The sequence below is a fragment of the Sphingobium sp. FW306-1B-F04DB genome (genome assembly GCF_058781925.1).
Window position 1 is genome coordinate 17,864 of record NZ_JBYSXE010000026.1, and the last position, 22,825, is coordinate 40,688.

Below are 22,825 nucleotides of genomic sequence, written 5' to 3' on the forward strand. Positions count from 1 at the left end.
GGAGCTCAGTATCTCGACGAGCCGTCCGAGTTGACGCTCATCGGATCGTTGCGCCTGATCGTGCGCCAGTAGACGGCATGGATACGATCGAGCTTCGCCTGCAACTCGGCCTTGCGTTCGGGTGTGAGAATCCCGCCGTCCGATTTCTGTTGGGCAAGCGCCTCCTGCCTCAGCGCTTCCATACGCTCGGCGAACTGACGATCTGTCATCTCTCGCGGTGTCTTGAGAGGCGCGACATAGGCCGGCTGCGGCCACCAGGCTTGCGCGAGGGCGGGGCCGGACGTCGATAGCATGATGGTTGCAAGCAATACCGCGCGAACAGTCATCCAACTGCTCCTGCCAAGTGCTGATTTGCGATTTTATATTGCTGCGACCGGCCGCGCGCAACCGGGCAGGCCCCTTATCGCTGGCGCGCGTCCCGTCCGTCGGGTGCCGGTCGCCATTCGCCGGGGGCGATCCCCTCGAGCGTCCAGTCGCCGATCCGCCACCGCACCAGCCTGAGCGTCGGAAGGCCCACCGCAGCAGTCATCCGGCGCACCTGCCGGTTGCGTCCCTCGCGGATCGTCAGCCTGAGCCAGCAATCGGGCACGGTCTTGCGGAAACGCACGGGCGGGTCGCGCGGCCAGAGCGCGGGATCGGCGATGCGTTCGACCTCGGCCGGGCGGGTCGGGCCATCGTTCAGTTCGACGCCCCGCCGCAGCCGGTCGAGGCTCACCGCGTCGGGATCGCCCTCGACCTGGACGAGATAGGTCTTGGCCATCTTGAACCGGGGATCGGCGATCCGCGCCTGAAGGCGGCCGTCATCGGTCAGCAGCAGCAGCCCTTCGCTGTCGCGATCGAGCCGGCCTGCGGGATAGACGCCCGGCAGATCGATGAAGTACGACAGCGTGGCGCGCGCACCGTCGGTGCCGCGATCGGTGAACTGCGACAGCACGCCATAGGGCTTATTGAACAGGATCAGCCGCGACATCGGTTGCCCCGCGGATGCTGTTGCTCGTGCGCGCTCAGCCCTTCAGCACCTTTTCCATCGCGTCGGCGATCCTCGTCATGTCGCTTTCGAACTGCGTCGCGAGCGCATCGTCGTCGAGCGCATCGAAGGCGCTCACCTGCGGCATCGACAGGCCCACGCGCAGCGTGCCGCCCCAGCGGCCGTCGGGGAGGCGGACGCATTTGACGGGCTGGCCGAGCCGGACGCCGTGATCGACGAGCGCGCGGTGGATGCGCTTTGCCTCGTCGAAATCGGGCTGGCCGGGCATGCGCGAGATGTCGATCGTCGACAGCGTGCGCATCTCGATCGGGTGTGCGTCGCCTTCGGCACGCTCGCCGGGCGCATAAGGCGCGATGCGGCGGCCGTGGAGGCGATCGACCATCGCCTTGCGGACCGCGGCGTGGAAGGCGAGCACGACGCGCTCGACGCGTTCGATGCTCAGTGCCTGGAAGCGCTCGAGTTCGAAGACCGAAGCTTCGAGGCGGAGCAGCAGGCCGAGATTGGATTCGCGCGGCAACAGGTCGACATCGGGCCAGTTGTCGGGCCATTCACCGCGGCGGAAGATCTTGCAGAACGCGATCGGCATCAGCGCCGCGGCCTCGACCGCGGCGCGCGGGACGAGCGCGAAGCCGCTGAAGGGCGGGCCGCCCATGAACTTGGATCCGGTGAGGAGCACGGTGCAGCCGCGCGCGAGATAGTCGTGGATCGCCTGTGTGGTGATCCGCGCCTGGCAGGCATCGACGATGAAGCTGAGTGCGGCGCCATGCTTTGCGACCAGAGCGTCGATATGTTCGAGCGAGGGGAGAACGAGGCCTGTTTTCGAGCCGTGGACGACATGGACGACGGTGTGGCGGTCTTCGGCCTTGGCCTCGATCACCTGGCGGTCGATCTCCTCGGCCACCGACTCGGGACGCCACGCCGCGCCAAGATCGTCGCGCACCGGGACGTTGGTAAGCTCGATCTTTTCGGGAATGCGGCCGCCCACGGGCTCGCCCGGCGCGACCCTGATGCCGCGTGCGGTTTCCTTGGCGAAATACTGTCCGCGCGCCGAATAGATGCAGCCGCTGCCGACCTCATCGGCGCCGAGCAGGATATTGCGGATACCGCCAGCCGCCTTTTCCTTGGCGAGCGCGAGGCCGACATATTCGAGATCGGTGCCCGAGGGCGAGAAGACGATCTCGACATCGTCGGCAAGGCTGTATGAGTTGCGGATGCGGCCGCGCAGTCCTTCGAGCGCCTCGGCATAGCCCTGGGGCGAGAGCGTCAGGTCGGGCGCGACTTCGGCGAGGCGGCGGCAGACATGCGCAAAGGCGGGCGCCGAGATATCGTTCGCGGTCGAGGAGGCATAGGCGACCGCCTCCGAGGGGCGCGGCTGTGAGAAATACTGGTTGAGTCGGGTGACGGGGTCGAGGACGATACGCGCGTCGCCGCCCCGGGTGAGCAGTTCTGCGGCGGAATCGGCAAAGGCCTGCGCTTCCATCGCGGTTGCGGTCATCTTCATAAAATCGGTCAATCCCTAGGGTCAGGCGGATTTTGCGCGCACTTTGACGCCTGCATTACGGCGAAAAAAAGGCTCATTGGCGCTTGCAATGATTATTCCCTATATGCGCCGCGCCGGCGGGTGCAAGCCTTGCGCCGGGCCGACATATTGCGAAGGTTCTCCACGTGACTCAGCCTATCAAGCCGCTCCGCGTTCCGCAGGAAGCCAAGGACCGCCTCAAGATCATGTTCATCGCCAAGCATGCGCTCGGCGACGGCACGCCGCACCCCGAGGATGGCAACCATGCCGTCTATCATTATGAGGTGCGGACGATCCTTGAACGGCTGGGGCTCAACCTCGTGCTGGCCAACAAATATGAGGCGCTGTTCGAGAATCCCGGGGTGGATTTCGTCTTCCCGCTGCTCAACCGCGGCGGCTTCCTCAATTCGGAGATGATGCTGCCGCTGCTCTGCACGCGGCTGGGCATACCCTATCTGGGCGCGACGCCGATCCTGCGCGGGCTTTCCGACGACAAGCACCTGACCAAGCTCGAGGCAAAGGCGCGCGGCATTCCGACCGCTCCCTGGGCGATCTATCGCCGCGGTGCGCCCGTACGCGAGGCGGACTGCCCGATGGCCGAGCGCATGGTCATCAAGCCGAATGCGTCCTCGGCAAGCTGGGGCGTGGGCGACGCGCACGACTGGGCCGGGGTCAAAGCGGCGGTCGAGGGCATCCATGAACAGGGCCACGACGCGATCGTCGAGCCCTTCCTCAACGGCAGCGATGTCGAGGTTCCCGTCATCACGGTGGGCGGCGAACCCGTCGTCATGCCGATGATGATGTTCCGCCAGGCCGATCCGACGCACCTTCGCACCTATTGGGAAAAGCGCGATCTCGTCGACCGGACGCAGAAGTACGAGCTGTTCGCGTTCGAGGACAAGGAATGGCAACCCCGGATCGATGCGCTGACGCGCAAGATGGTCGAGGTGTTCCGGCCCTTCGACTATGGCCGCTATGAGTTCCGCCTCGACGAGGAAAAGGGTGAGGTGCAGATGCTCGAGGTCAACCTCAACTGCAATCTCTGGTCGCAAAAGGTTTACGGCCGCTCGGCGCTGGCTGCCGGTTGGACGCAGGAGCAGCTGATCGAGACGATCCTGTGTGAAAGTCTCGCGCGCCACGGCCTGATCGATCGCGAGGCGATCGCTTGAGCTACGGCCCCTTTACCGTACTGATCCTCGCCGCGCAGCGCGCGGGGCAGGACAATCCGCTCGCGGTCGCGCACGGCGTCAGCCACAAATGCCTCGTGCCGATCTGCGGAAAGCCCCTGATCGCGCATGTGCTCGACACGCTGACGACGATGGACGAGTTGCGGCTGATCCGCATCTCGATCGAGCCCGAGGCGGTGCTCGAATTGACCCCATTGATCGAGAGCTATGCGCCGCGCGGTGTGAGGATCGAGTTCGTGCCCTCGGCGGAAAGCATTGCCGACAGCGTGCTGATCGCGGCTGAGGGTGTCGACGGCCCCTATGTCATCACCACCGCCGACAATGTGCTGCTGACGCATTTTGCGGTCAACGAGATGCGGCGTGCCTTTGCGGAAGGCGCCGAGGTCACCGCGGCGCTGACGACCCGGGCGGGCGTGCTCGCGGCGCATCCCGAGGGGCAGCGGCGTTTCTACGAGTTTAGCGACGACGCCTATTCCAACTGCAATCTCTACGGGATTGCGGGGCGGGGCGGGCTCAAGGCAGCCGAGGTGTTCCGCGAGGGCGGGCAGTTCGCCAAGAACCCGAAGCGGCTGATCAACGCCTTCGGGCTCTTCAACATCCTGCTGATGAAGTACAAGCTGATCTCGCTCAGGGGCGCGATGAAGCGAGTCTCGCGGCGTTTCGGGCTGAAATTCGAGGGCGTGGTGCTGATTGACGGCAGCCATGCGATCGACGTCGACAATGAGCGGACCTACCGGATTGCCGAGGGGTTGCTCGCAAAAAGGCTGGGACAGGCATAAGGGTCTTTCATCCTGTGCCCCGATTGACTATCGGCTGTCCGCAATTGTGACGCGAAGGACCTGAGCGAGATGGCCGAATTCACGCTGCCCAAGAACAGCAAGATCAATTCCAAGGGCAAGGTCAACAAGGCGCCCCAGGGCGCGACCAATGTGAAGACGTTCAAGGTCTATCGCTACGATCCCGACTCGGGCGAAAACCCGCGCTACGATACCTTCGAGATCGACCTCGACACGTGCGGACCGATGGTGCTCGACGCGCTCATCAAGATGAAGAATGAGCAGGACCCGTCGCTCACCTTCCGTCGCTCGTGCCGCGAGGGCATCTGTGGTTCGTGCTCGATGAATATCGACGGCCGCAACACGCTAGCCTGCACGCACGCGATCGAGGACTGCAACAAGGACGTCCGGATCACGCCGCTTCCGCATATGGAAGTGATCAAGGACCTCGTTCCCGATTTCACGCACTTCTATGCGCAGTACGCCTCGATCAAGCCCTGGCTGCAGACGGTGACGCCGGCGCCCGCGGGCAAGGAGCGGCTGCAGAGCCCCGAGGATCGTGCCAAGCTCGACGGCCTTTATGAGTGCATCCTGTGCGCCTGCTGCTCGACCTCATGCCCGAGTTACTGGTGGAATAGCGACAAGTTCCTCGGCCCCGCGATCCTGCTCCAGGCCTATCGCTGGCTCGCCGACAGTCGCGACGAGATGACGGGCGAGCGCCTCGACGAACTCGAGGATCCGTTCCGCCTCTATCGTTGCCACACGATCATGAACTGCTCGAATGTCTGCCCCAAGGGGCTGAGCCCTGCGCGCGCGATCGCCGAGGTCAAGAAGATGGTGGTCGAACGGCAGCTCTGAGCGGCCCGGGCGACGTCGAGGCAACAGCATGACGATCGACGCACCCGCCTTCATCCATGAACCCGACATCGACAATGCCGGCTGGCTGAGCTGGCGGCTGAGCGATCCGACGCGTTTCAACGCGCTGCTGGGCAAGATGCTGGTGCGGATGGAGCCCGACGGGCAAGCTCGTGTTCGCATGTTCCCCGAGCGGCAGCATTCGAACCTTGCGAACAATGTCCATGGCGGGGTGACACTTGCGTTCATCGACGTGGCGCTCTTTGCCGCTTCGCGCATGTTCGGGCTGATCGAAGCGGGGACGGCGGTGACGCTGGACCTCTCGACGCAATTCATGGGCGCGGGACGCGTGGGCGAACCGCTCGACGCCAAGGTCGAATTGCTGCGCGAGACGGGACGACTGCTCTTCCTGCGCGGGCTTATCGTCCAGGCCGATGACGCGATCGCGAGCTTTGCGGGTACGATCCGAAAGCCGACCAGGCGATGATCACGGTCCTCCAGAAATATGAGGCGCTGCTGCGCGCGGGCGAGTTGAAGGAAGACTCGGAGCAGCGCGCGGTCGCCGCCCGGCTCGATGCCCTGCAGCAGGCGTTGCAGGCCGCGCCGCGCAAGGGATCGATTCTGTGGCGGCTGGCGCGATCGAAGCCCGAGGTTCCGCGCGGGCTCTATGTCTGGGGCGGGGTGGGGCGCGGCAAGTCGATGCTGATGGACCTGTTCTTCTCCTGCCTCGACATCCGCAGAAAACGCCGCGTCCATTTCCACGAGTTCATGATGGAGGTGCACGAGCGGCTGCGGGTCGAGCGCCAGAAGGAGGCGGGCAATCCGATCCAGCCCGTCGCCGAGGCGATCGCGGGCGAGGTGCGGCTGCTCGCCTTCGACGAGATGGTCGTCAACAACAGCGCCGATGCGATGATCCTGTCACGGCTGTTCACCGCGCTGCTCGAGCTTGACGTGACCGTGGTCGCGACATCGAACCGGCCGCCGCGCGAGCTTTACAAGGACGGGCTCAACCGCGAACATTTCCTGCCGTTCATCGACCTGATCGAGCAACGGCTCGACGTGCTGACGCTCAACGGCCCGGTCGACTACCGGCTCGAGCGGCTCGGGGGTTGCGACACCTGGTATGTGCCCGCCGACCCCGTTGCGACGGTGGCGTTGCGCTCGGCCTTTTTCCGCCTCACCGACTATCCGCCCGAGGATGCCGCGCATGTGCCCAGCGAGGATATTCCCGTTCCCGGCGGCCGCATGATGCATGTGCCCAAAAGCCTCAAGGGCGTGGCGGTCTTCTCGTTCAAGCGGCTCTGCGTCGAGGCGCGCGGCGCGGCGGACTATCTCGCGATCGCGCGGCGCTACCATACCGTGTTCGTGGTCGGTATCCCCAGGCTCGGGCCCGAGAACCGCAACGAGGCCGCGCGCTTCGTGACGCTGATCGACGCGCTCTACGAATACAAGGTGAAGCTGCTCGCAAGCGCGGCCGCCGAGCCCGCCGAGCTTTATCCCGAAGGCGACGGCAAGTTCGAGTTCGAGCGGACGGTGAGCCGGCTGATGGAAATGCAGTCCGACGAATATCTGGCGCTCGGGCATGGCGAGAATGGCTCGGCGCTGAACATTATCCGGGCCTCCTAGCGGCCATTGGCTGCTCCGTCCGTGTCGAGCGCAGTCGAGACACGTTGTAGTGTGTTGAACGTCCCTCGACTTCGCTCGGGACAAACGGTGGTTTCAGGAATCCCATGACAAAGCTTTCGATCAACCGCGACACAAAACTGTGCATGTCGCTCTCCGCCCGTCCCGGCAATTTCGGAACACGCTTCCAGAACCATCTCTACGAAGCGCTCGGGCTCGACTTCGTCTACAAGGCTTTCACCACCACCGATCTGCCAGGCGCAATTTCGGGAATACGTGCGCTGGGCATCCGTGGTTGCGCGGTGTCGATGCCCTTCAAGGAAGCGGTGATGGACCATCTCGACGCTCTGGCGCCCTCGGCCGAGGCGATCGGATCGGTCAACACCATCGTCAATGATGACGGCTGGCTGATGGGTTACAACACCGATTACATCGCCGCGGCGGCGCTCGTCGAGCGCCACGCCGTGCCGCGCGACATCCGTTTCGCGCTGAAAGGCAGCGGCGGGATGGGCAAGGCGGTCGCCGCGGCGCTCGCCGACAAAGGCTTCGGCAATGGCGTGATCGTCGCGCGCAACGAGGAGGCAGGACGTGCGCTCGCCCAGCGCTGCGGCTGGGAATGGCGCAGCGAGACACCGGATGACGCGCGGATGCTGATCAACGTCACGCCGATCGGCATGGCCGGCGGGGCGGAGGCCGATATGCTGGCGTTTGACGAGGCGGCAATCGTCGCGGCCGATCTTGTGTTCGACTGCGTTGCCATCCCCGTGGAAACTCCGCTGATCCGCCGCGCGCGCTCTCTCGGCAAGCCGGTTATCACCGGCGGTGAGGTACTCGTGTTGCAGGGATTGGAACAATTCAGGCTCTATACGGGTACTGTGCCGACGGATGCGCAGGTGGCGGCGGCCGCAGCTTTCGCCTTGTCCTAACGCTTATTGCAATTCATTCGCAATCGCAAAGATTTCTTGTCAATCAAACTTATGCGTGGTTGCCCTATTAACTTTATCGGCCTAAGCGGTCGCCAATCTTGATGGCTGCGGCCCGAGTCCTGTGGTCGCCTGGCCCCGATAAGGGAGTTTGACTGCATGGCCCGTAAGAAGATCGCGCTGATCGGCGCTGGCAATATCGGCGGAACGCTCGCGCATCTCGCGGCGATCAAGGAACTCGGCGACATCGTCCTGTTCGACGTCGTCGAGGGCGTTCCCCAGGGCAAGGCGCTCGACCTCAGCCAGTGCGGTCCCATCGAGGGCTTCGATGCGAAGATCACCGGCTCGAACGACTATGCCGACATTGCGGGCGCGGACGTCATCATCGTCACCGCCGGCGTCGCCCGCAAGCCGGGCATGAGCCGCGACGACCTCCTGGGCATCAACCTCAAGGTCATGAAGGCGGTGGGCGAGGGTATCAAGAACAACGCCCCCGATGCCTTCGTCATCTGCATCACCAATCCGCTCGACGCGATGGTCTGGGCGCTGCGGGAATTCTCAGGGCTCCCGCACAACAAGGTCGTCGGCATGGCGGGTGTGCTGGACTCGGCGCGCTTCAGCCACTTCCTCGCGGATGAATTCGAGGTTTCGGTGCGCGACGTGAACACCTTCGTGCTCGGCGGCCATGGCGACACGATGGTCCCCGTCGTCCAGTATTCGACGGTCGCGGGTATCCCCGTGCCCGACCTCATCAAGCAGGGCCGCTCGACCAAGGAGCGCATCGACGCGATCGTCCAGCGTACGCGTTCGGGCGGCGGCGAGATCGTCGCGCTGCTCAAGACCGGCTCGGCCTATTATGCGCCGGCCACCAGCGGCATCGCGATGGCCGAGGCTTATCTCCGCGACCAGAAGCGCCTGCTGCCCTGCGCCGCCTATGTCGAGGGCAAGTATGGCCTCGACGGCCTGTATGTTGGCGTCCCCGTGATCATCGGCAAGGACGGCGTCGAGCAGATCGTCGAGATCGAGCTCGATGACGAGGCCAAGGGCAACCTCCAGGTCTCGGTGGATGCGGTCAAGGAACTGCTCGACGCGTGCAAGGCCATCGACGAGAGCCTGAAGTAATCCGTGTCATCCCCGCGGAAGCGGGGATCCAGACGATGCGGAAAGAAGAAGCTGGATCCCCGCTTCCGCGGGGATGACATTTGAAGGATTTTTGCGGCAATGAGCATCCTCGTAAACGCGAATACCAAGGTGATCACGCAGGGCTTTACCGGCGCGCAGGGCACCTTTCACTCCGAGCAGGCGCTGGCCTACGGCACCAGGGTCGTCGGCGGGGTGACGCCGGGCAAGGGCGGCACGACGCATATCGGCCTGCCCGTGTTCGATACCGTCGAGGAAGCGGTGAAAAAGACCGGTGCCGATGCGTCGGTGATCTACGTTCCGCCGCCGTTCGCCGCGGATTCGATCCTCGAGGCGATCGACGCCGAGGTTCCCCTGATCGTGTGCATCACCGAGGGCATTCCGGTGCTCGACATGGTCAAGGTGAAGCGTGCGCTTTCGGGTTCGAAGTCGCGCCTGATCGGCCCCAACTGCCCCGGCGTGCTGACCCCCAATGAGTGCAAGATCGGCATCATGCCCGGCGGCATCTTCAAGAAGGGTTCGGTGGGTGTTGTCTCGCGCTCGGGCACGCTTACCTATGAGGCCGTGTTCCAGACTTCCAACGAGGGCCTCGGCCAGACCACCGCAGTCGGCATCGGCGGCGACCCGGTCAACGGGACCAACTTCATCGACGTGCTCGAGCTGTTCCTTGCCGACGACGCGACCGAGTCGATCATCATGATCGGCGAGATCGGCGGCTCGGCCGAGGAAGAGGCCGCGCAGTTCCTCCGCGACGAGGCAAAGCGTGGCCGCAAGAAGCCGATGGTCGGCTTCATCGCGGGCCGCACCGCCCCTCCGGGCCGGCGCATGGGTCATGCCGGCGCGATCGTCTCGGGCGGCCAGGGCGGCGCCGAGGACAAGATCGCGGCGATGGAAGCCGCGGGCATCCGCGTCTCCCCCAGCCCGTCGGAGCTCGGCACGACGCTGGTCGAGGTTTTGAAGGGTTAACCGTACCGCCGGTCCGCCGCGCCTCTAGAATGGGTGGGCCGGTAAAAAGGACAGTGAAATGGGTTACGAAGGCCAGGATTTCGACGACATCGCGGGCGTGAGCCCGGGCTTTGTCGAGGGGCTTTACCGCGTCTATCAGACGCAGCCGGACAAGGTGGAGCCACAATGGCGCGCCTTTTTCGAAGGGCTCGACACCGCGGTTGCGGGGCCGAGCTGGGCAAAGACCAACTGGCCGCCCAAAGACACCGACGCGCTGACCGCGGCGCTCGATCCCATGCAGATGCAGGTCGAGCCTAAGGCCGACGCGAAGAAGCCCGCGGCGCCGGCGCCGACAGCGCTGGCAGGCGACGTCGCCTCGGCCGCTGCCGACGCGATCCGTGCGCAGATGCTGATCCGCACCTATCGCGTGCGCGGTCACCTCGCCGCCAATCTCGACCCGCTGGGCCTGACCAAGCGCGAGCTTCCCGCCGACCTGACCCCCGAATATCACGGCTTTTCGGCCGCCGATCTCGACCGGCCGGTCTATCTGGGTGGCACGCTCGGCCTCGAAAAGGCGACGGTGCGCGAGATCGTCGACATCCTTCGCGCCAATTACTGTGGCAATGTCGGCCTCGAATATATGCACATCGCCGATGTCGAGGAGCGCCGCTTCCTTCAGGATCACATGGAGGGCCGCGACAAGGCGATCGAGTTCACCCCCGAGGGCAAGCGCGCGATCCTGGCCGCGGTGATCCGCGGCGAGCAGTACGAGAGGTTCCTCGGCAAGAAATATGTCGGCACCAAGCGCTTCGGCCTGGATGGTGGCGAGTCGATGATCCCCGCGCTCGAAGCGGTGATCAAATATGGCGGGCAGCTCGGCGTGCGCGAGATCGTCTATGGCATGGCGCACCGCGGCCGTCTCAACGTGCTGGCGAATGTGATGGCCAAGCCCTATCGCGTGATCTTCCACGAATTCTCGGGCGGTTCGGCCAACCCCGACGATGTCGGCGGCTCGGGCGACGTGAAATACCATCTCGGCACCTCGACCGACCGCGAGTTCGACGGCATCAACGTCCATATGTCGCTGGTCCCCAACCCCTCGCACCTCGAGGCGGTCGACCCCGTCGTGCTCGGCAAGGTTCGCGCGCAGCAGACCTTCTACGACGACCTCGAGGAGCACGACCAGGTGCTCCCCGTGCTGATCCACGGCGATGCGGCCTTTGCCGGCCAGGGCATCGTCTGGGAAACGCTCGGGTTCCAAGGCATCCGGGGCTACGCCACCGGCGGCTGCATCCACTTCATCATCAACAACCAGATCGGCTTCACGACGAGCCCGCAATTCGCGCGCAACTCGCCCTATCCGTCGGATGTCGCCAAGGGCGTCCAGGCGCCGATCTTCCACGTCAACGGCGACGATCCCGAGGCGGTGACCTTCGCGTGCAAGATGGCGATCGAGTTCCGCCAGAAGTTCGACAAGGACATCGTGATCGACATGTGGTGCTATCGCCGCTTCGGCCACAACGAGAGCGACGAGCCGAGCTTCACGCAGCCGCTGATGTATGCCGCGATCAAACAACATCCCGGCGTCAGCAAGATCTATGGCGACCGGCTGGTAGCCGAGCGCGTGATCGACGCCCAGTGGGTCGATGAGACGACCAAGGCCTATACCGACCTGCTCGAGGACGAGTTTGCTTCGGCCAAGGGCTACAAGCCCAACAAGGCCGACTGGTTCGCCGGCCGTTGGTCGGGCCTCAGCCTGCCCGCGGACAGAGACATCACCAACCGCGCGATCGAAACGGGCGTGGAAAAGAAGCTGTTCGACAGCATCGGCCGCACGCTGACCGAGGTGCCCGAGGGGCTGAACATCCACAAGACGCTGGCGCGCGTGATCGACGCCAAGCGTGAGATGTTCAGGTCGGGTGAGGGCTTCGACTGGGCGACGGGCGAGGCGCTCGCGTTCGGCACGCTGCTTTCGGAAGGCTTCAGCGTTCGCCTTTCGGGCCAGGACTCGGGTCGCGGCACCTTCAGCCAGCGTCACGCCGTCTGGGTCGATCAGACCGACGAGCGTCGCTATGTACCGCTGAGCCAGGTGCCGCACGGCCGCTTCGACGTGCTCGACAGCCCGCTCTCCGAGTTCGGCGTGCTTGGCTTCGAATATGGCTACGCGATGGCCGACCCGAAGTCGCTCGTGCTCTGGGAAGGCCAGTTCGGCGACTTCGCCAATGGTGCGCAGGTGATGATCGACCAGTTCATCGCCGCGGGCGAGGCGAAGTGGCTTCGCGCCAACGGCCTCGTGATGCTGCTGCCGCACGGCTATGAGGGGCAGGGGCCGGAGCACAGCTCGGCGCGCCTCGAGCGCTACCTCCAGCTTTGCGCCGGCGACAACATGCAGGTGTGCAACATCACCACCCCTGCCAACTACTACCATGCGCTGCGCCGGCAGATGCACCGCACCTTCCGCAAGCCGCTGATCATCATGACCCCCAAGTCGCTGCTCCGCCACAAGCTGGCGGTGTCGAAGACCGAGGACTTCCTGAGCGACAGCCACTTCAACCGCATCGTCTCGGACACCAATCCGGCGGCCGACAAGGACACCAGGCGACTGGTGCTGTGCTCGGGTAAGGTCGCCTATGACCTGATCGAGGCGCGCGATGCGGCGGGCGACAGGAACACGCAGATCGTCCGGATCGAGCAGCTCTATCCCTTCCCCGGCGAGCAGCTCACCACGCGTCTGAAGCGCATGACCAACCTCGAGGACGTGGTCTGGGCGCAGGAAGAGCCCAAGAACAACGGCGCCTGGTTTCTCGTCGAGCCCTATATCGAACAGTGCCTCGCCGATGCAGGCAAAGCGCCGATGCGCGCGCGCTATGCCGGCCGTGCGGGTTCCGCATCGCCTGCTACCGGCTTCGCTTCGCGCCACCTGCTCGAACAGGGCGCGCTCATCGCCGATGCACTCGGACATAATGTCCGCGAAGAAGTTCGCCGCCAGAAGAAGGGTTGAAGACAATCATGGCAACCGAAGTCAAAGTCCCCGCGCTGGGCGAATCGATCACCGAAGCCACCGTTGGCGAGTGGCTCAAGAAGCCGGGTGACCCCGTTGCGGTCGACGAGCCCATCGCCAGCCTCGAGACCGACAAGGTCGCGGTCGAGGTGCCTTCGCCCGTCGCGGGTGTGATGGGCGAGCAGGTCGCCAAGCCGGGCGATACCGTCCAGGTGGGCGCGCTGATCGCGATCATCGAGGAAGGTGGCGCCGCTGCCGCACCCAAGGCCGCCGCGCCCGAGCCCGCAAAGGCCGAGGCTGCTGCGCCCGCGCCCAAGGTCGAGGCGCCTTCCGCCGCACCCGCGAACGACGATCACATCATGACGCTTTCGCCCGCGGTGCGCCGTCTCGTGCTCGAGCATGGCCTCGATCCGAGCGCGATCAAGGGTACGGGCCGCGATGGCCGACTGACCAAGGAAGACGTGCTTGCGGCGGCCGAGGGGCACAAGGCGGAAGCGCCGGCGGCGGCACCCGTCGCCGCTGCGGTGCTGGCGCCTATCGGTGCCCGCAAGGAAGAGCGTGTACGCATGACGCGGCTGCGCCAGACGATCGCCAAGCGGCTGAAGGACGCGCAGGATACCGCCGCGATCCTCACCACTTTCAACGATGTCGACATGACCGCGGTCATGGAGGCACGCGCGAAGTATAAGGACCTGTTCGAGAAGAAGCACGGCGTCCGTCTCGGTTTCATGGGCTTCTTCGTGAAGGCGGCCGTGATGGCGCTGAAGGACATGCCCGCGGTCAACGCCTCGATCGAGGGCGATGAAATCGTCTATCGCGATTATGTCGACATCTCGGTCGCGGTCTCGGCGCCCAACGGCCTCGTGGTTCCGGTGATCCGTGATGCGCAGGACATGAGCGTGGCGCAGGTCGAAAAGACGATCGGCGATTTCGGCAAGCGCGCCAAGGACGGTACGCTCAAGATGGAGGAAATGAAGGGCGGTACCTTCACCATCTCCAACGGCGGCGTGTTCGGTTCCCTGCTCTCGACCCCGATCATCAACCCGCCGCAGTCGGCGGTGCTCGGCCTCCACCGCATCGACCAGCGCCCGGTCGTCGTCGATGGCCAGATCGTCATCCGCCCGATGATGTATCTCGCGCTCAGCTACGACCACCGTCTGATCGACGGCCGCGAGGCGGTGACCTTCCTCGTCGCGCTCAAGAACGCGATCGAGGATCCGACGCGGTTGCTGATCGACCTGTAAGTTTCAATGGCGTTCCTGCTTTCGCAGGAACACAATGAGGTGACGTATGGCTGAGTTTGATTTCGACGTGCTTGTGATCGGTTCGGGTCCGGGCGGTTATGTGGCTGCGATCCGCGCGGCGCAGCTTGGCCTCAAGACCGCCTGCGTCGAGAGCCGCGAAACGCTGGGCGGCACCTGCCTCAATGTCGGCTGCATCCCCTCCAAGGCGCTGCTTCACGCGTCCGAGCTCTATGAGGAGGCGCATAACGGAGCGCTCGCCAAGTTCGGCGTCGTCACCAAGGGGCTCAGCCTCGATCTCGACGCGATGCACGGCGAGAAGGACAAGGCGGTGAGTGAGCTGACCGGCGGCATCGCCTTCCTGTTCAAGAAGAACAAGGTCGAGTGGCTGAAGGGCCATGGCAAGTTCACCGGCCCGAACACCGTCGATGTCGGTGGCAAGACGGTGACCGCGAAGAACATCATCATCGCGACGGGTTCGAGCGTCACGCCGCTGCCCGGTGTCGAGATCGACCAGAAGATCGTCGTGGATTCGACGGGCGCGCTGGCGCTGCCCAAGGTGCCCGAGCACATGGTCGTGATCGGCGGCGGCGTGATCGGGCTCGAGCTCGGTTCCGTCTGGCGTCGCCTCGGCGCCAGGGTGACGGTGGTCGAGTTCCTCGATCAGATCCTGCCAGGCTTCGATGGCGAGGTCCGCAAGGAATCGAACAAGCTCTTCAAGAAACAGGGTTTCGAGATCCGCACCTCGACCAAGGTCACGGGCGTCACGGTCAAGGGCAAGAAGGCGACACTGACCGTAGAGCCCGCAGCCGGCGGCGCTTCCGAGACGATTGAGGCCGATGCGGTGCTTGTCTCGATCGGGCGCAGGCCCAATACCGAACGTCTCAACCTCGACGCGATCGGGCTCCAGACCAACAATCGCGGGCAGGTCGAGGTCGGGCATGATTTCCAGACGAAGGTGAAGGGCGTCTATGCGATCGGCGACGTGACCCCGGGCCCGATGCTCGCGCACAAGGCCGAGGACGAGGGCATTGCTGCGGCCGAGTTCATCGCGGGAATGACGGGCATCGTGAACCATGACGTGATCCCGAGCGTGGTCTACACGCATCCCGAGATCGCGGGCGTCGGCCTGACCGAGGAAGAGGCCAAGGAGAAGGGCGCGGTCAAGACGGGCAAGTTCCCGATGATGGCCAACAGCCGCGCCAAGACGATCCGCGACACCGAAGGCTTCGTGAAGGTGATCGCCGATGCCGAGACCGACCGCGTGCTCGGCGTGTGGATGGTCAGCTCGGTTGCGGGCACGATGATCGCGCAGGCGGCGCAGGCGATGGAGTTCGGCGCGACGTCCGAGGACGTCGCCTATACCTGCCACGCGCACCCGACGCATTCGGAAGCCTTCAAGGAAGCCGCGATGGCGGTGCTGGGCAAGCCGATCCACATCTGAGACACGACGGGCCGCGGAACAAAACGCGGCCCCAGCCGTCCTTTCCCGTTCGAGTACGAATGGGAGAAATGTGTGAAGAAGGCCCTTTTGCTGGCGTTGCCGGGTTTGCTGATGAGCGGTGGCTGTAGCCGCCCGCTGGCATTGTCCGACGACCCGGTCGAGCGTGCGGCGACATGCGGCGTCGTAGCTGCAGCCGAGGCGCGCCAGGGTCAGGCTGACTTCAAGGCGCCACTCAGCATCGAGGCGCAGGGCAAGATTCTGCATCCCGCGCTGACCGTCGGCGCTGAGACTCCCGAATTCGCGCAGGAAAAGGCCAATGCGGTCGTCAAGCAAATGTCCGAACGCGTCGATGCGGTCACCGACAGCGACTGGGAAAAGCTGGTGGCGCCGTGCGCGAGCGCCTTTCCCACGCCCGCCGGCCCGCCGAAACTTCCGGACGATGGGCTGACCGCCGCGCTCGGTTGCGATGCGCTTGGCCGCTTCATGCGCGCCGCGCTGGCGAGTGACGGCCGCTATGAGGCGGTGCTCGCGCGTTACAACAAGCTCGAGAGCAGCCTCGACACCAAGGTCGCGCCGTTACTCGCAAAAAAGGGCGTGACGGATACCGATGCAACCCAGGTCGAGAAGCGCAAGGCGCTCAGCACCTTCGCCAAGCTCGGTCGGCCCGACCAGGTAATGGACGCCTGCGTTGCCCGTTACACCTGATCCCGCTAGGCAAGGCCTCATGTAGTTGATGTCATTCCCGCGAAAGCGGGAATCCAGTGTCGAAGGGCAGGGTATTCCGTGCATCTCGCGGCTGGATCCCCGCTTTCGCGGGGATGACACCGAAAGGGGAGCGGGGAGGGCGTCTTGCAGGAAGTCCATATCGGCACATTGCTGGCGATGCTCGACCTGCTCGGGATCGCGGTGTTCGCCGCCTCGGGCGCGCTCGCGGCGGCGCAGAAACAGCAGACGATCGTCACCTTCGCCTTTTTCGCGCTGGTGACGGGGGTCGGCGGCGGGACGGTGCGCGACCTGCTGATCGGCGCGCCCGTCTTCTGGGTGCATGACTGGCGCTATCCCGCGGTGAGCCTTTTGACCGCCATGCTCGTCTGGTTCACGCCGCGGCACTGGTGGCGTCCCAAGGCGCTCGACTGGTTCGACGCGATCGGGCTTGCGGCCTATGCCGTGTTCGGCGCCGCCAAGTCGCTTGCTTTCGGCATCGGCCCGCTGCCCGCGGTGATGATGGGCGTGATCACTGCCTGTGTCGGCGGCATCATCCGCGACATTCTGGCGAATGAACCGTCGATCCTTATCCGGCCTGAACTCTATGTCACCGCGGCGGCGTTCGCGGCAGCACTGTTCATGGGGCTGGTCGTACTCGGTGTTCCCCACCCGGTTGCCGCGGTGATCGCGGCGCTGGCGGGGTTCGGCCTGAGGGGGCTCGCGATCTGGAAGCAACTCGCGCTGCCCGCCTATCGCGGCTAGCTCGGGCCGACGACTCCGACATCCTTGAACGGCTTGGGGTCGAGCGGCGGGTTGGTCGCCTCGTTGAGCTCTCGCTGCCACATGCCGATGTCGTACCACTGGCCGTTCTTGAAGCCCATTTCGCGGCACACGCCGGCTCGGCGGAAGCCGAGCGATTCATGCAGTCCGATGCTGTACTCGTTGGGCAGCGAGAGCACCGCGATCGCCTGCGTGAAATCCTGCGCGGTCAGCGTCTCGATCAGCGCCGAATAGAGCAGCCGGCCAAAGCCCTGGCCGCGCTGGACGTTGCCGCCCAGATAGATCGAGGTCTCGACGGTGTAGCGATAGGCGGGGCGCTCGCGGAACTTGCCCGCATAGGCGTAACCCATCACCGCATCGTCATCCTCGGTCGTAGCGACGAGCCAGGGATAATAGCCACCGCAATGCGTCATGCGGTGTTCCATCTCCTCGGCCGTGGGCGGCGTCGTCTCGAACGAGATCGCGGTCGTCGTCACATAGGGCATGTAGATCGCCGCGATCTGTGCGGCATCCTTCGGCTCGGCGGCGCGGATCCGGATCATTGCGCGAGCCATCCCAGCATACGGGTAACGAGCGAGCTATCGACTACGGGCATTTTTCCCCCTTCAAGCGGACATTCGAGACATTGGGCACGGACGACGGGCCCCTGGGCCAGCCGTTCGGCGTCGCTGACTGCGCGGAACAGCGTCATGGCACGGGCCTGGGCGAGACGCGCGAGCAGATCAGCCTGCTTCCTGCTGTCATCCTCGTCATCGCGTGTCCAGCCCTGAAGCAGCGTCGCCGGCCAGCTCGGCTCGCGCTCAAGATATTCGGCATGAACCTTGGCGGGATCAAGCTTGGCGCGCCTGGCGGCCTCCGCGATCGCATCCTCGATCCCGCCGAACTGGTCTACAAGGCCGAGCTGGCGCGCGGTGCCGCCGTCCCAGACGCGACCCTGCGCAACCTGATCGACGCGCTGCACGGGCATGTTGCGCGCCTTGCTCACCAGCCCGAGGAAGCGCGCATAGACATTCTCGATGCTCGACTGGATCACCGCGTCGAAGGTCTCGTTGGTGCCGCCGATGATGTCGGGCTGGCCCGAAAGCGGGGTGGTGGTGACGCCGTCGCTGGTGACCCCGATCTTGGCGAGCGCGTTCTCGAAGGTCGGGATGATCCCGAACACGCCGATCGAGCCGGTGATCGTCGAGGGTTCGGCGAAGATGCGGTCGGCGGGCGTCGAGACCCAATAGCCGCCCGAGGCCGCAACCGAACCCATCGAGACGACTACGGGCAGCCCCTTGGCCTTGGCCTGGAGGATCGCCTGGCGGATCTTTTCGGAGGCGAGCACCGAGCCGCCCGGCGAATCGACGCGGACGACGAGCGCTTTGAGGTCATCTTCGGCCAGACCCTTGAGGATCAGCTTCGAGATGCTGTCGCCGCCCGCGGTGCCGGGCAGCGCCTCGCCGTCGACGATCTCGCCCGCGATCGTGATCACGCCGATCGCGTTGCCCTTTTCCGGAGCGGGGTTGGCAGCGATCCAGTTGGCGAGTTTGGTGTGCTTGAAAGCGCCCGCGCCCTTGTCGCCGTCTTCGCCCGCGATCTCCGCCACGCGCTTGCCGAAGGCGATCCGGTCGCCGAGCTTGTCGACCAGTCCGGCCTTGAGCGCCGCCTGCGCCAGATCGCCCCCGGCCGCTGCGATCTGCTGCTGCGGCTGCGCGATGAAGGCCGCGAGCTGCGCCTTGGGGCGGGCCTTTGCGACGCCGTCCTGCCAGCTCTGCCACAGCGCCGAGGCAAGCGCCTGATCGGCCTCCTTGGCCTCGGGCGACTGGTCTGCGCGCGTATAGGGCTCGACGAACGATTTATAGGTGCCGACGCGATAGACCTTGGTGGTGACGCCGAGCTTGTCGATCAGCCCCTTGTAGTAGAGCCGCGAGCCACCCGGGCCGGTGAAGAGCGTGAGGCCCATCGGATCGAGCCAGACCTCGGATGCGTGCGCGGCGAGCTGGTACGAATCGTCGCTATACCCCGTGGCATAGGCAAGCACGGGCTTCTTGGCCTTCCGTGCTACGTCGACCGCTTCTGCGGCACGGTCGATCGCGGCCTGGCCTCCGCCGATAAAGGCGTCGAGATCGAGCACCACGACCTTGATGCGGTCGTCGGTCGCTGCGGTCTCGATCGCGCGCACCACGTCCCGCAGCCGGTGCTGCTTCACGCCGTCGGTCATGCCCGCAAACAGCGAGAACGGATCGGCTTCCTCGGGCTGTTCGACCAGCGTTCCCGTCAGGTCGACGAGAAGCGCGCCCGAGGTGACGTTCGCCGGATTGGGTCGCGCGGACAGCGCCGCCCAGAGCAACGCGAAAAAGAGCAGCATGAAGAGCAGTACGAGCGCGTCCTTGACGCCCACCAGCAATTTCCAGGCACCGCGTACGAACGACACGAACTCGCCTCCCACATCGATTGGATTGTTCCGGGCTATAGGAGGGCGGCGGCGCTGTAAACGCCTAGACCTTGATCGTTTCAGGCTGAATCAGCCTGAAACGTGAATCAAGGTCTCAACTCTTTGAATAGAGCCTGATTCACGCTTTCGGTGGAAGCGCATTGCGCTTCCACCTCAAACGATCAGGCTCTAGTGGCCATGGGGCGCTGATCCGCCGCCTTGCCCGCCTTGTCGATTCGTTACACGCAGTTGCAAAAAATCGCTGCTATCGCACTTGACCGTCGGCTGGGGGCGTCACATATCCCCGCCATTAGCACTCACTCGCGGTGAGTGCTAATTCCGATTTACATCACAACCGTCGGACCAAAGGGGGCATCGGCATTGGTTGCAGCATCCCTGAGTCCGCACAGAGAGAGAAGGTGACGCGCATGAAGTTCCGTCCGTTGCACGATCGCGTCCTCGTCCGCCGCGTCGAGGCCGAAGAAAAGACCGCTGGCGGGATCATCATCCCCGATACGGCCAAGGAAAAGCCGCAGGAAGGCGAAGTCGTCGCCGCCGGCGCCGGCCTGAAGGCCGAAGACGGCAAGGTGACCCCGCTCGACGTCAAGGCGGGCGACCGCATCCTGTTCGGCAAGTGGTCGGGCACCGAGGTCAAGATCGACGGTGAAGACCTGCTGATCATGAAGGAATCGGACATCCTGGGTATTGTTGGCTGAACGCCAACGGGGCTGGGCATCGGCGCCTGAACCCCACGACCTTTTTCCATCCATTCGAGAATAGTCAGAAAGTAGAGGTTGAAGACCATGGCAGCGAAAGACGTCAAATTTTCGCGCGACGCGCGCGAGCGCATCCTGAAGGGTGTCGATATCCTCGCCGACGCGGTGAAGGTCACGCTGGGTCCCAAGGGCCGCAACGTCGTCATCGACAAGAGCTTCGGCGCGCCCCGCATCACCAAGGACGGCGTGACCGTCGCCAAGGAGATCGAGCTCAAGGACAAGTTCGAGAACATGGGCGCCCAGATGGTGCGCGAAGTGGCCTCGAAGACCAACGACATCGCGGGTGACGGCACCACTACCGCCACCGTGCTTGCACAGGCGATCGTCCGCGAGGGCATGAAGTCGGTTGCCGCCGGCATGAACCCGATGGACCTGAAGCGCGGCGTCGATCTGGCGGTTGCGAAGGTCGTCGAGGACCTCAAGGGTCGCTCGAAGCCCGTTTCGGGTTCGAACGAGATCGCTCAGGTCGGCATCATCTCGGCCAATGGCGACAAGGAAGTCGGCGAGAAGATCGCCGAGGCCATGGAAAAGGTCGGCAAGGAAGGCGTGATCACCGTCGAAGAGGCGAAGGGTCTCGAATTCGAGCTCGACGTCGTCGAGGGCATGCAGTTCGACCGCGGCTATCTGTCGCCCTATTTCATCACCAACCCCGAGAAGATGCAGGTCGAGCTCAACGACCCCTACATCCTCATCCATGAGAAGAAGCTCTCCAACCTCCAGGCGATGCTTCCGATCCTCGAGGCCGTGGTGCAGAGCGGCCGTCCGCTGCTCATCATCGCCGAGGACATCGAGGGTGAGGCTCTGGCCACGCTCGTCGTCAACAAGCTGCGCGGCGGCCTCAAGGTCGCGGCGGTCAAGGCTCCCGGCTTCGGCGATCGCCGCAAGGCGATGCTCGAGGACATAGCGATCCTGACCAAGGGCGAGATGATCTCCGAAGACCTCGGCATCAAGCTCGAGTCCGTCACGCTCGGCATGCTCGGCCAGGCCAAGCGCGTCACGATCGACAAGGACAACACCACCATCGTCGATGGCGCGGGTGAGTCCGATGCGATCAAGGCTCGCACCGAGGCGATCCGCCAGCAGATCGAGAACACCACCAGCGACTATGACCGCGAGAAGCTCCAGGAGCGTCTCGCCAAGCTCGCCGGCGGTGTTGCCGTGATCAAGGTCGGGGGTGCGACCGAGGTCGAGGTCAAGGAGCGCAAGGATCGCGTCGACGACGCGCTGCACGCCACGCGCGCTGCGGTCGAGGAAGGCATCGTTCCCGGCGGCGGTACGGCGCTGCTCTATGCCACCAAGGCGCTCGACGGCCTGAAGGGCATCAACGACGACCAGACCCGCGGCATCGACATCGTCCGCAAGGCGATCACCGCGCCGCTCCGCCAGATCGCGCAGAATGCCGGTCATGACGGTGCGGTCGTCTCGGGCAACCTTCTGCGCGAGAATGACGAGACCAAGGGCTTCAACGCCGCGACCGACACCTATGAGAACCTGGTTTCGGCCGGCGTGATCGACCCCACCAAGGTCGTGCGCACCGCGCTCCAGGATGCGGCGTCGGTTGCCGGTCTGCTCATCACGACCGAAGCGACGATTGCCGAACTGCCCGACGACAAGCCGGCGATGCCGGCGATGCCCGGCGGCGGCATGGGCGGCATGGACTTCTAAGTCGCGCCGTTCAGGTGAAAAAGAAGGGGCCGGGGGAAACCTCCGGCCCTTTTCTTGTGTGTCCGGTATCATGCGCTGCCCTGTCGCCCCAGTTTTCGCTGGAGCGACAGTCTTACGCTATTGCTGACTGTTGGCGGCGTTCGCGGCCGCCTCGACTACCGGAAGCGTCTCCGTCGCATTGTTGACATGCCCATCGAGCATTTCGGCGGCTTCGTTCAGTGCTTGCGCTTCATCGGCGGTGGCGGGGTTGACCTCGGTTTCGGTGTCGGATTCGCCACAGGCGGTGAGTGCGATCGGCAGAAGGAGCATCAGCAAACGGGTCACGACCGGTTCTCCCTTGCGTCCAATGAAAAAGGGCCGCGTCCCATGGCGGAACGCGACCCCCGATCGATCGAAGAATAAAGCGATCAGTGCTTCACTTCCTCGGCGCCTTCCTTGAGCGCGTTGCCGGCAGCGTCCAGCGTGTTGGCGGTCGCATTCGCGGTGGCCGCGGCGGCATTGTCCGCAGCCGCTTCGGCCGCGCCGATCGCGTTTTCACCGACATTGGCGACATCGGCCGCAGCGTTGTCAACGGTGGCGGCGGCGTCGCCTGCCAGCGCGTTCGCGGCTTCGGCGCTTTCGTCCTGCGCCTTTTCGCTGCAGGCTGCGAGCCCGAGCGCGGCCGCGAGAACGAGCGACGCGGTGATCGATTTCTTCATGGATTTTCTCTCCTGTTTGAACCCTGTGGCCAAGTTCGCGCATGCGCCGGCCTGGCCGCGACCGATCCTTTCGCTCATGCGCCGCATTTTCTAACCGCTCGATTCCCGCGGCGCAACACGCGACGGGGCAGGCGCGACGACTG

General features: G+C 64.7%; 22 protein-coding genes. 15 read left to right on the forward strand and 7 right to left on the reverse strand.

From position 1 onward, the window contains the following. Nucleotides 1-5: 5 nt before the first annotated feature. The 3 genes from AC3WJD_RS12670 to AC3WJD_RS12680 all read right to left on the reverse strand — a co-directional run bounded on the left by AC3WJD_RS12670 (nt 6) and on the right by AC3WJD_RS12680 (nt 2,489). Nucleotides 6-326, reverse strand: a complete 321-nt coding sequence (locus AC3WJD_RS12670) for a hypothetical protein (RefSeq protein WP_492747016.1) — start codon at nt 324-326, stop codon at nt 6-8. A gap of 74 nt (nt 327-400) precedes the next feature. After that, complete coding sequence (locus tag AC3WJD_RS12675) at nt 401-970, reverse strand: pseudouridine synthase (RefSeq protein WP_492747017.1); 570 nt, start codon at nt 968-970, stop codon at nt 401-403. A gap of 34 nt (nt 971-1,004) precedes the next feature. Next, nucleotides 1,005-2,489 carry a hypothetical protein gene (locus AC3WJD_RS12680; protein WP_492747018.1) on the reverse strand — a complete coding sequence of 495 codons (1,485 nt, stop codon included), beginning with the start codon at nt 2,487-2,489 and terminating at the stop codon, nt 1,005-1,007. A gap of 164 nt (nt 2,490-2,653) precedes the next feature. Here AC3WJD_RS12680 and AC3WJD_RS12685 point away from each other — a divergent pair, with 164 nt between their 5' ends. The 13 genes from AC3WJD_RS12685 to AC3WJD_RS12745 all read left to right on the forward strand — a co-directional run bounded on the left by AC3WJD_RS12685 (nt 2,654) and on the right by AC3WJD_RS12745 (nt 17,109). Continuing rightward, nucleotides 2,654-3,676 (forward strand): D-alanine--D-alanine ligase family protein, encoded by a 1,023-nt coding sequence (locus AC3WJD_RS12685; protein ID WP_492747019.1) that lies wholly within the window; start codon nt 2,654-2,656, stop codon nt 3,674-3,676. Continuing rightward, complete coding sequence (locus AC3WJD_RS12690) at nt 3,673-4,473, forward strand: NTP transferase domain-containing protein (RefSeq protein WP_492747020.1); 801 nt, start codon at nt 3,673-3,675, stop codon at nt 4,471-4,473. Before AC3WJD_RS12685 ends, AC3WJD_RS12690 begins: the two co-directional genes overlap by 4 nt. 69 nt (nt 4,474-4,542) lie before the next feature. Further along, nucleotides 4,543-5,328 (forward strand): succinate dehydrogenase iron-sulfur subunit, encoded by a 786-nt coding sequence (locus AC3WJD_RS12695; RefSeq protein ID WP_492747021.1) that lies wholly within the window; start codon nt 4,543-4,545, stop codon nt 5,326-5,328. A 28-nt stretch (nt 5,329-5,356) separates the two neighbouring features. Then, a complete protein-coding gene (locus AC3WJD_RS12700; RefSeq protein ID WP_492747022.1) occupies nt 5,357-5,812 on the forward strand; it encodes a PaaI family thioesterase in 456 nt (151 codons plus the stop codon). Then, on the forward strand, nt 5,809-6,951 hold the full coding sequence (gene zapE / locus AC3WJD_RS12705; protein ID WP_492747023.1) for a cell division protein ZapE: 1,143 nt from the start codon (nt 5,809-5,811) through the stop codon (nt 6,949-6,951). Before AC3WJD_RS12700 ends, zapE begins: the two co-directional genes overlap by 4 nt. Before the next feature lie 104 nt (nt 6,952-7,055). After that, entirely contained in the window at nt 7,056-7,874 is an 819-nt protein-coding gene (locus AC3WJD_RS12710; RefSeq protein ID WP_492747024.1) for a shikimate 5-dehydrogenase, read from the forward strand. Nucleotides 7,875-8,030: 156 nt separating this feature from the next. Beyond that, on the forward strand, nt 8,031-8,993 hold the full coding sequence (mdh, locus tag AC3WJD_RS12715) for a malate dehydrogenase (RefSeq protein ID WP_492747025.1): 963 nt from the start codon (nt 8,031-8,033) through the stop codon (nt 8,991-8,993). 99 nt (nt 8,994-9,092) lie between these two features. Continuing rightward, on the forward strand, nt 9,093-9,977 hold the full coding sequence (gene sucD / locus AC3WJD_RS12720) for a succinate--CoA ligase subunit alpha (protein WP_492747027.1): 885 nt from the start codon (nt 9,093-9,095) through the stop codon (nt 9,975-9,977). A gap of 58 nt (nt 9,978-10,035) precedes the next feature. Beyond that, nucleotides 10,036-12,957: a 2-oxoglutarate dehydrogenase E1 component gene (locus tag AC3WJD_RS12725; protein ID WP_492747028.1), complete on the forward strand. Its 2,922-nt coding sequence runs from the start codon at nt 10,036-10,038 to the stop codon at nt 12,955-12,957. Nucleotides 12,958-12,965: 8 nt separating this feature from the next. Beyond that, nucleotides 12,966-14,201 carry a 2-oxoglutarate dehydrogenase complex dihydrolipoyllysine-residue succinyltransferase gene (odhB, locus tag AC3WJD_RS12730; protein WP_492747029.1) on the forward strand — a complete coding sequence of 412 codons (1,236 nt, stop codon included), beginning with the start codon at nt 12,966-12,968 and terminating at the stop codon, nt 14,199-14,201. A gap of 46 nt (nt 14,202-14,247) precedes the next feature. After that, a complete protein-coding gene (lpdA, locus tag AC3WJD_RS12735; protein ID WP_492747030.1) occupies nt 14,248-15,642 on the forward strand; it encodes a dihydrolipoyl dehydrogenase in 1,395 nt (464 codons plus the stop codon). A 72-nt stretch (nt 15,643-15,714) separates the two neighbouring features. After that, complete coding sequence (locus AC3WJD_RS12740; RefSeq protein ID WP_492747031.1) at nt 15,715-16,347, forward strand: hypothetical protein; 633 nt, start codon at nt 15,715-15,717, stop codon at nt 16,345-16,347. A gap of 177 nt (nt 16,348-16,524) precedes the next feature. Beyond that, nucleotides 16,525-17,109, forward strand: coding sequence for a trimeric intracellular cation channel family protein (locus AC3WJD_RS12745; protein WP_492747052.1), 585 nt, complete (start codon nt 16,525-16,527; stop codon nt 17,107-17,109). Here the strand turns inward: AC3WJD_RS12745 and AC3WJD_RS12750 are convergent. Continuing rightward, entirely contained in the window at nt 17,106-17,669 is a 564-nt protein-coding gene (locus AC3WJD_RS12750; protein ID WP_492747033.1) for a GNAT family N-acetyltransferase, read from the reverse strand. The two genes, AC3WJD_RS12745 and AC3WJD_RS12750, sit on opposite strands and share 4 nt — an antisense overlap. Further along, nucleotides 17,666-19,543: a signal peptide peptidase SppA gene (gene sppA, locus AC3WJD_RS12755; RefSeq protein ID WP_492747034.1), complete on the reverse strand. Its 1,878-nt coding sequence runs from the start codon at nt 19,541-19,543 to the stop codon at nt 17,666-17,668. The genes AC3WJD_RS12750 and sppA overlap by 4 nt, the downstream gene beginning before the upstream one ends. 428 nt (nt 19,544-19,971) lie before the next feature. Here sppA and groES point away from each other — a divergent pair, with 428 nt between their 5' ends. After that, the gene (gene groES / locus AC3WJD_RS12760; protein WP_492747035.1) at nt 19,972-20,259 is read left to right on the forward strand and encodes a co-chaperone GroES; all 288 of its coding nucleotides are present in this window, start codon (nt 19,972-19,974) and stop codon (nt 20,257-20,259) included. A gap of 87 nt (nt 20,260-20,346) precedes the next feature. Continuing rightward, nucleotides 20,347-21,984 carry a chaperonin GroEL gene (groL, locus tag AC3WJD_RS12765; RefSeq protein WP_492747036.1) on the forward strand — a complete coding sequence of 546 codons (1,638 nt, stop codon included), beginning with the start codon at nt 20,347-20,349 and terminating at the stop codon, nt 21,982-21,984. Nucleotides 21,985-22,101: 117 nt separating this feature from the next. Here groL and AC3WJD_RS12770 read toward each other — a convergent pair whose 3' ends face one another. Beyond that, nucleotides 22,102-22,308: a hypothetical protein gene (locus AC3WJD_RS12770; protein WP_492747037.1), complete on the reverse strand. Its 207-nt coding sequence runs from the start codon at nt 22,306-22,308 to the stop codon at nt 22,102-22,104. 83 nt (nt 22,309-22,391) lie between these two features. Beyond that, complete coding sequence (locus AC3WJD_RS12775) at nt 22,392-22,682, reverse strand: hypothetical protein (protein WP_492747038.1); 291 nt, start codon at nt 22,680-22,682, stop codon at nt 22,392-22,394. Nucleotides 22,683-22,825: the final 143 nt, after the last annotated feature.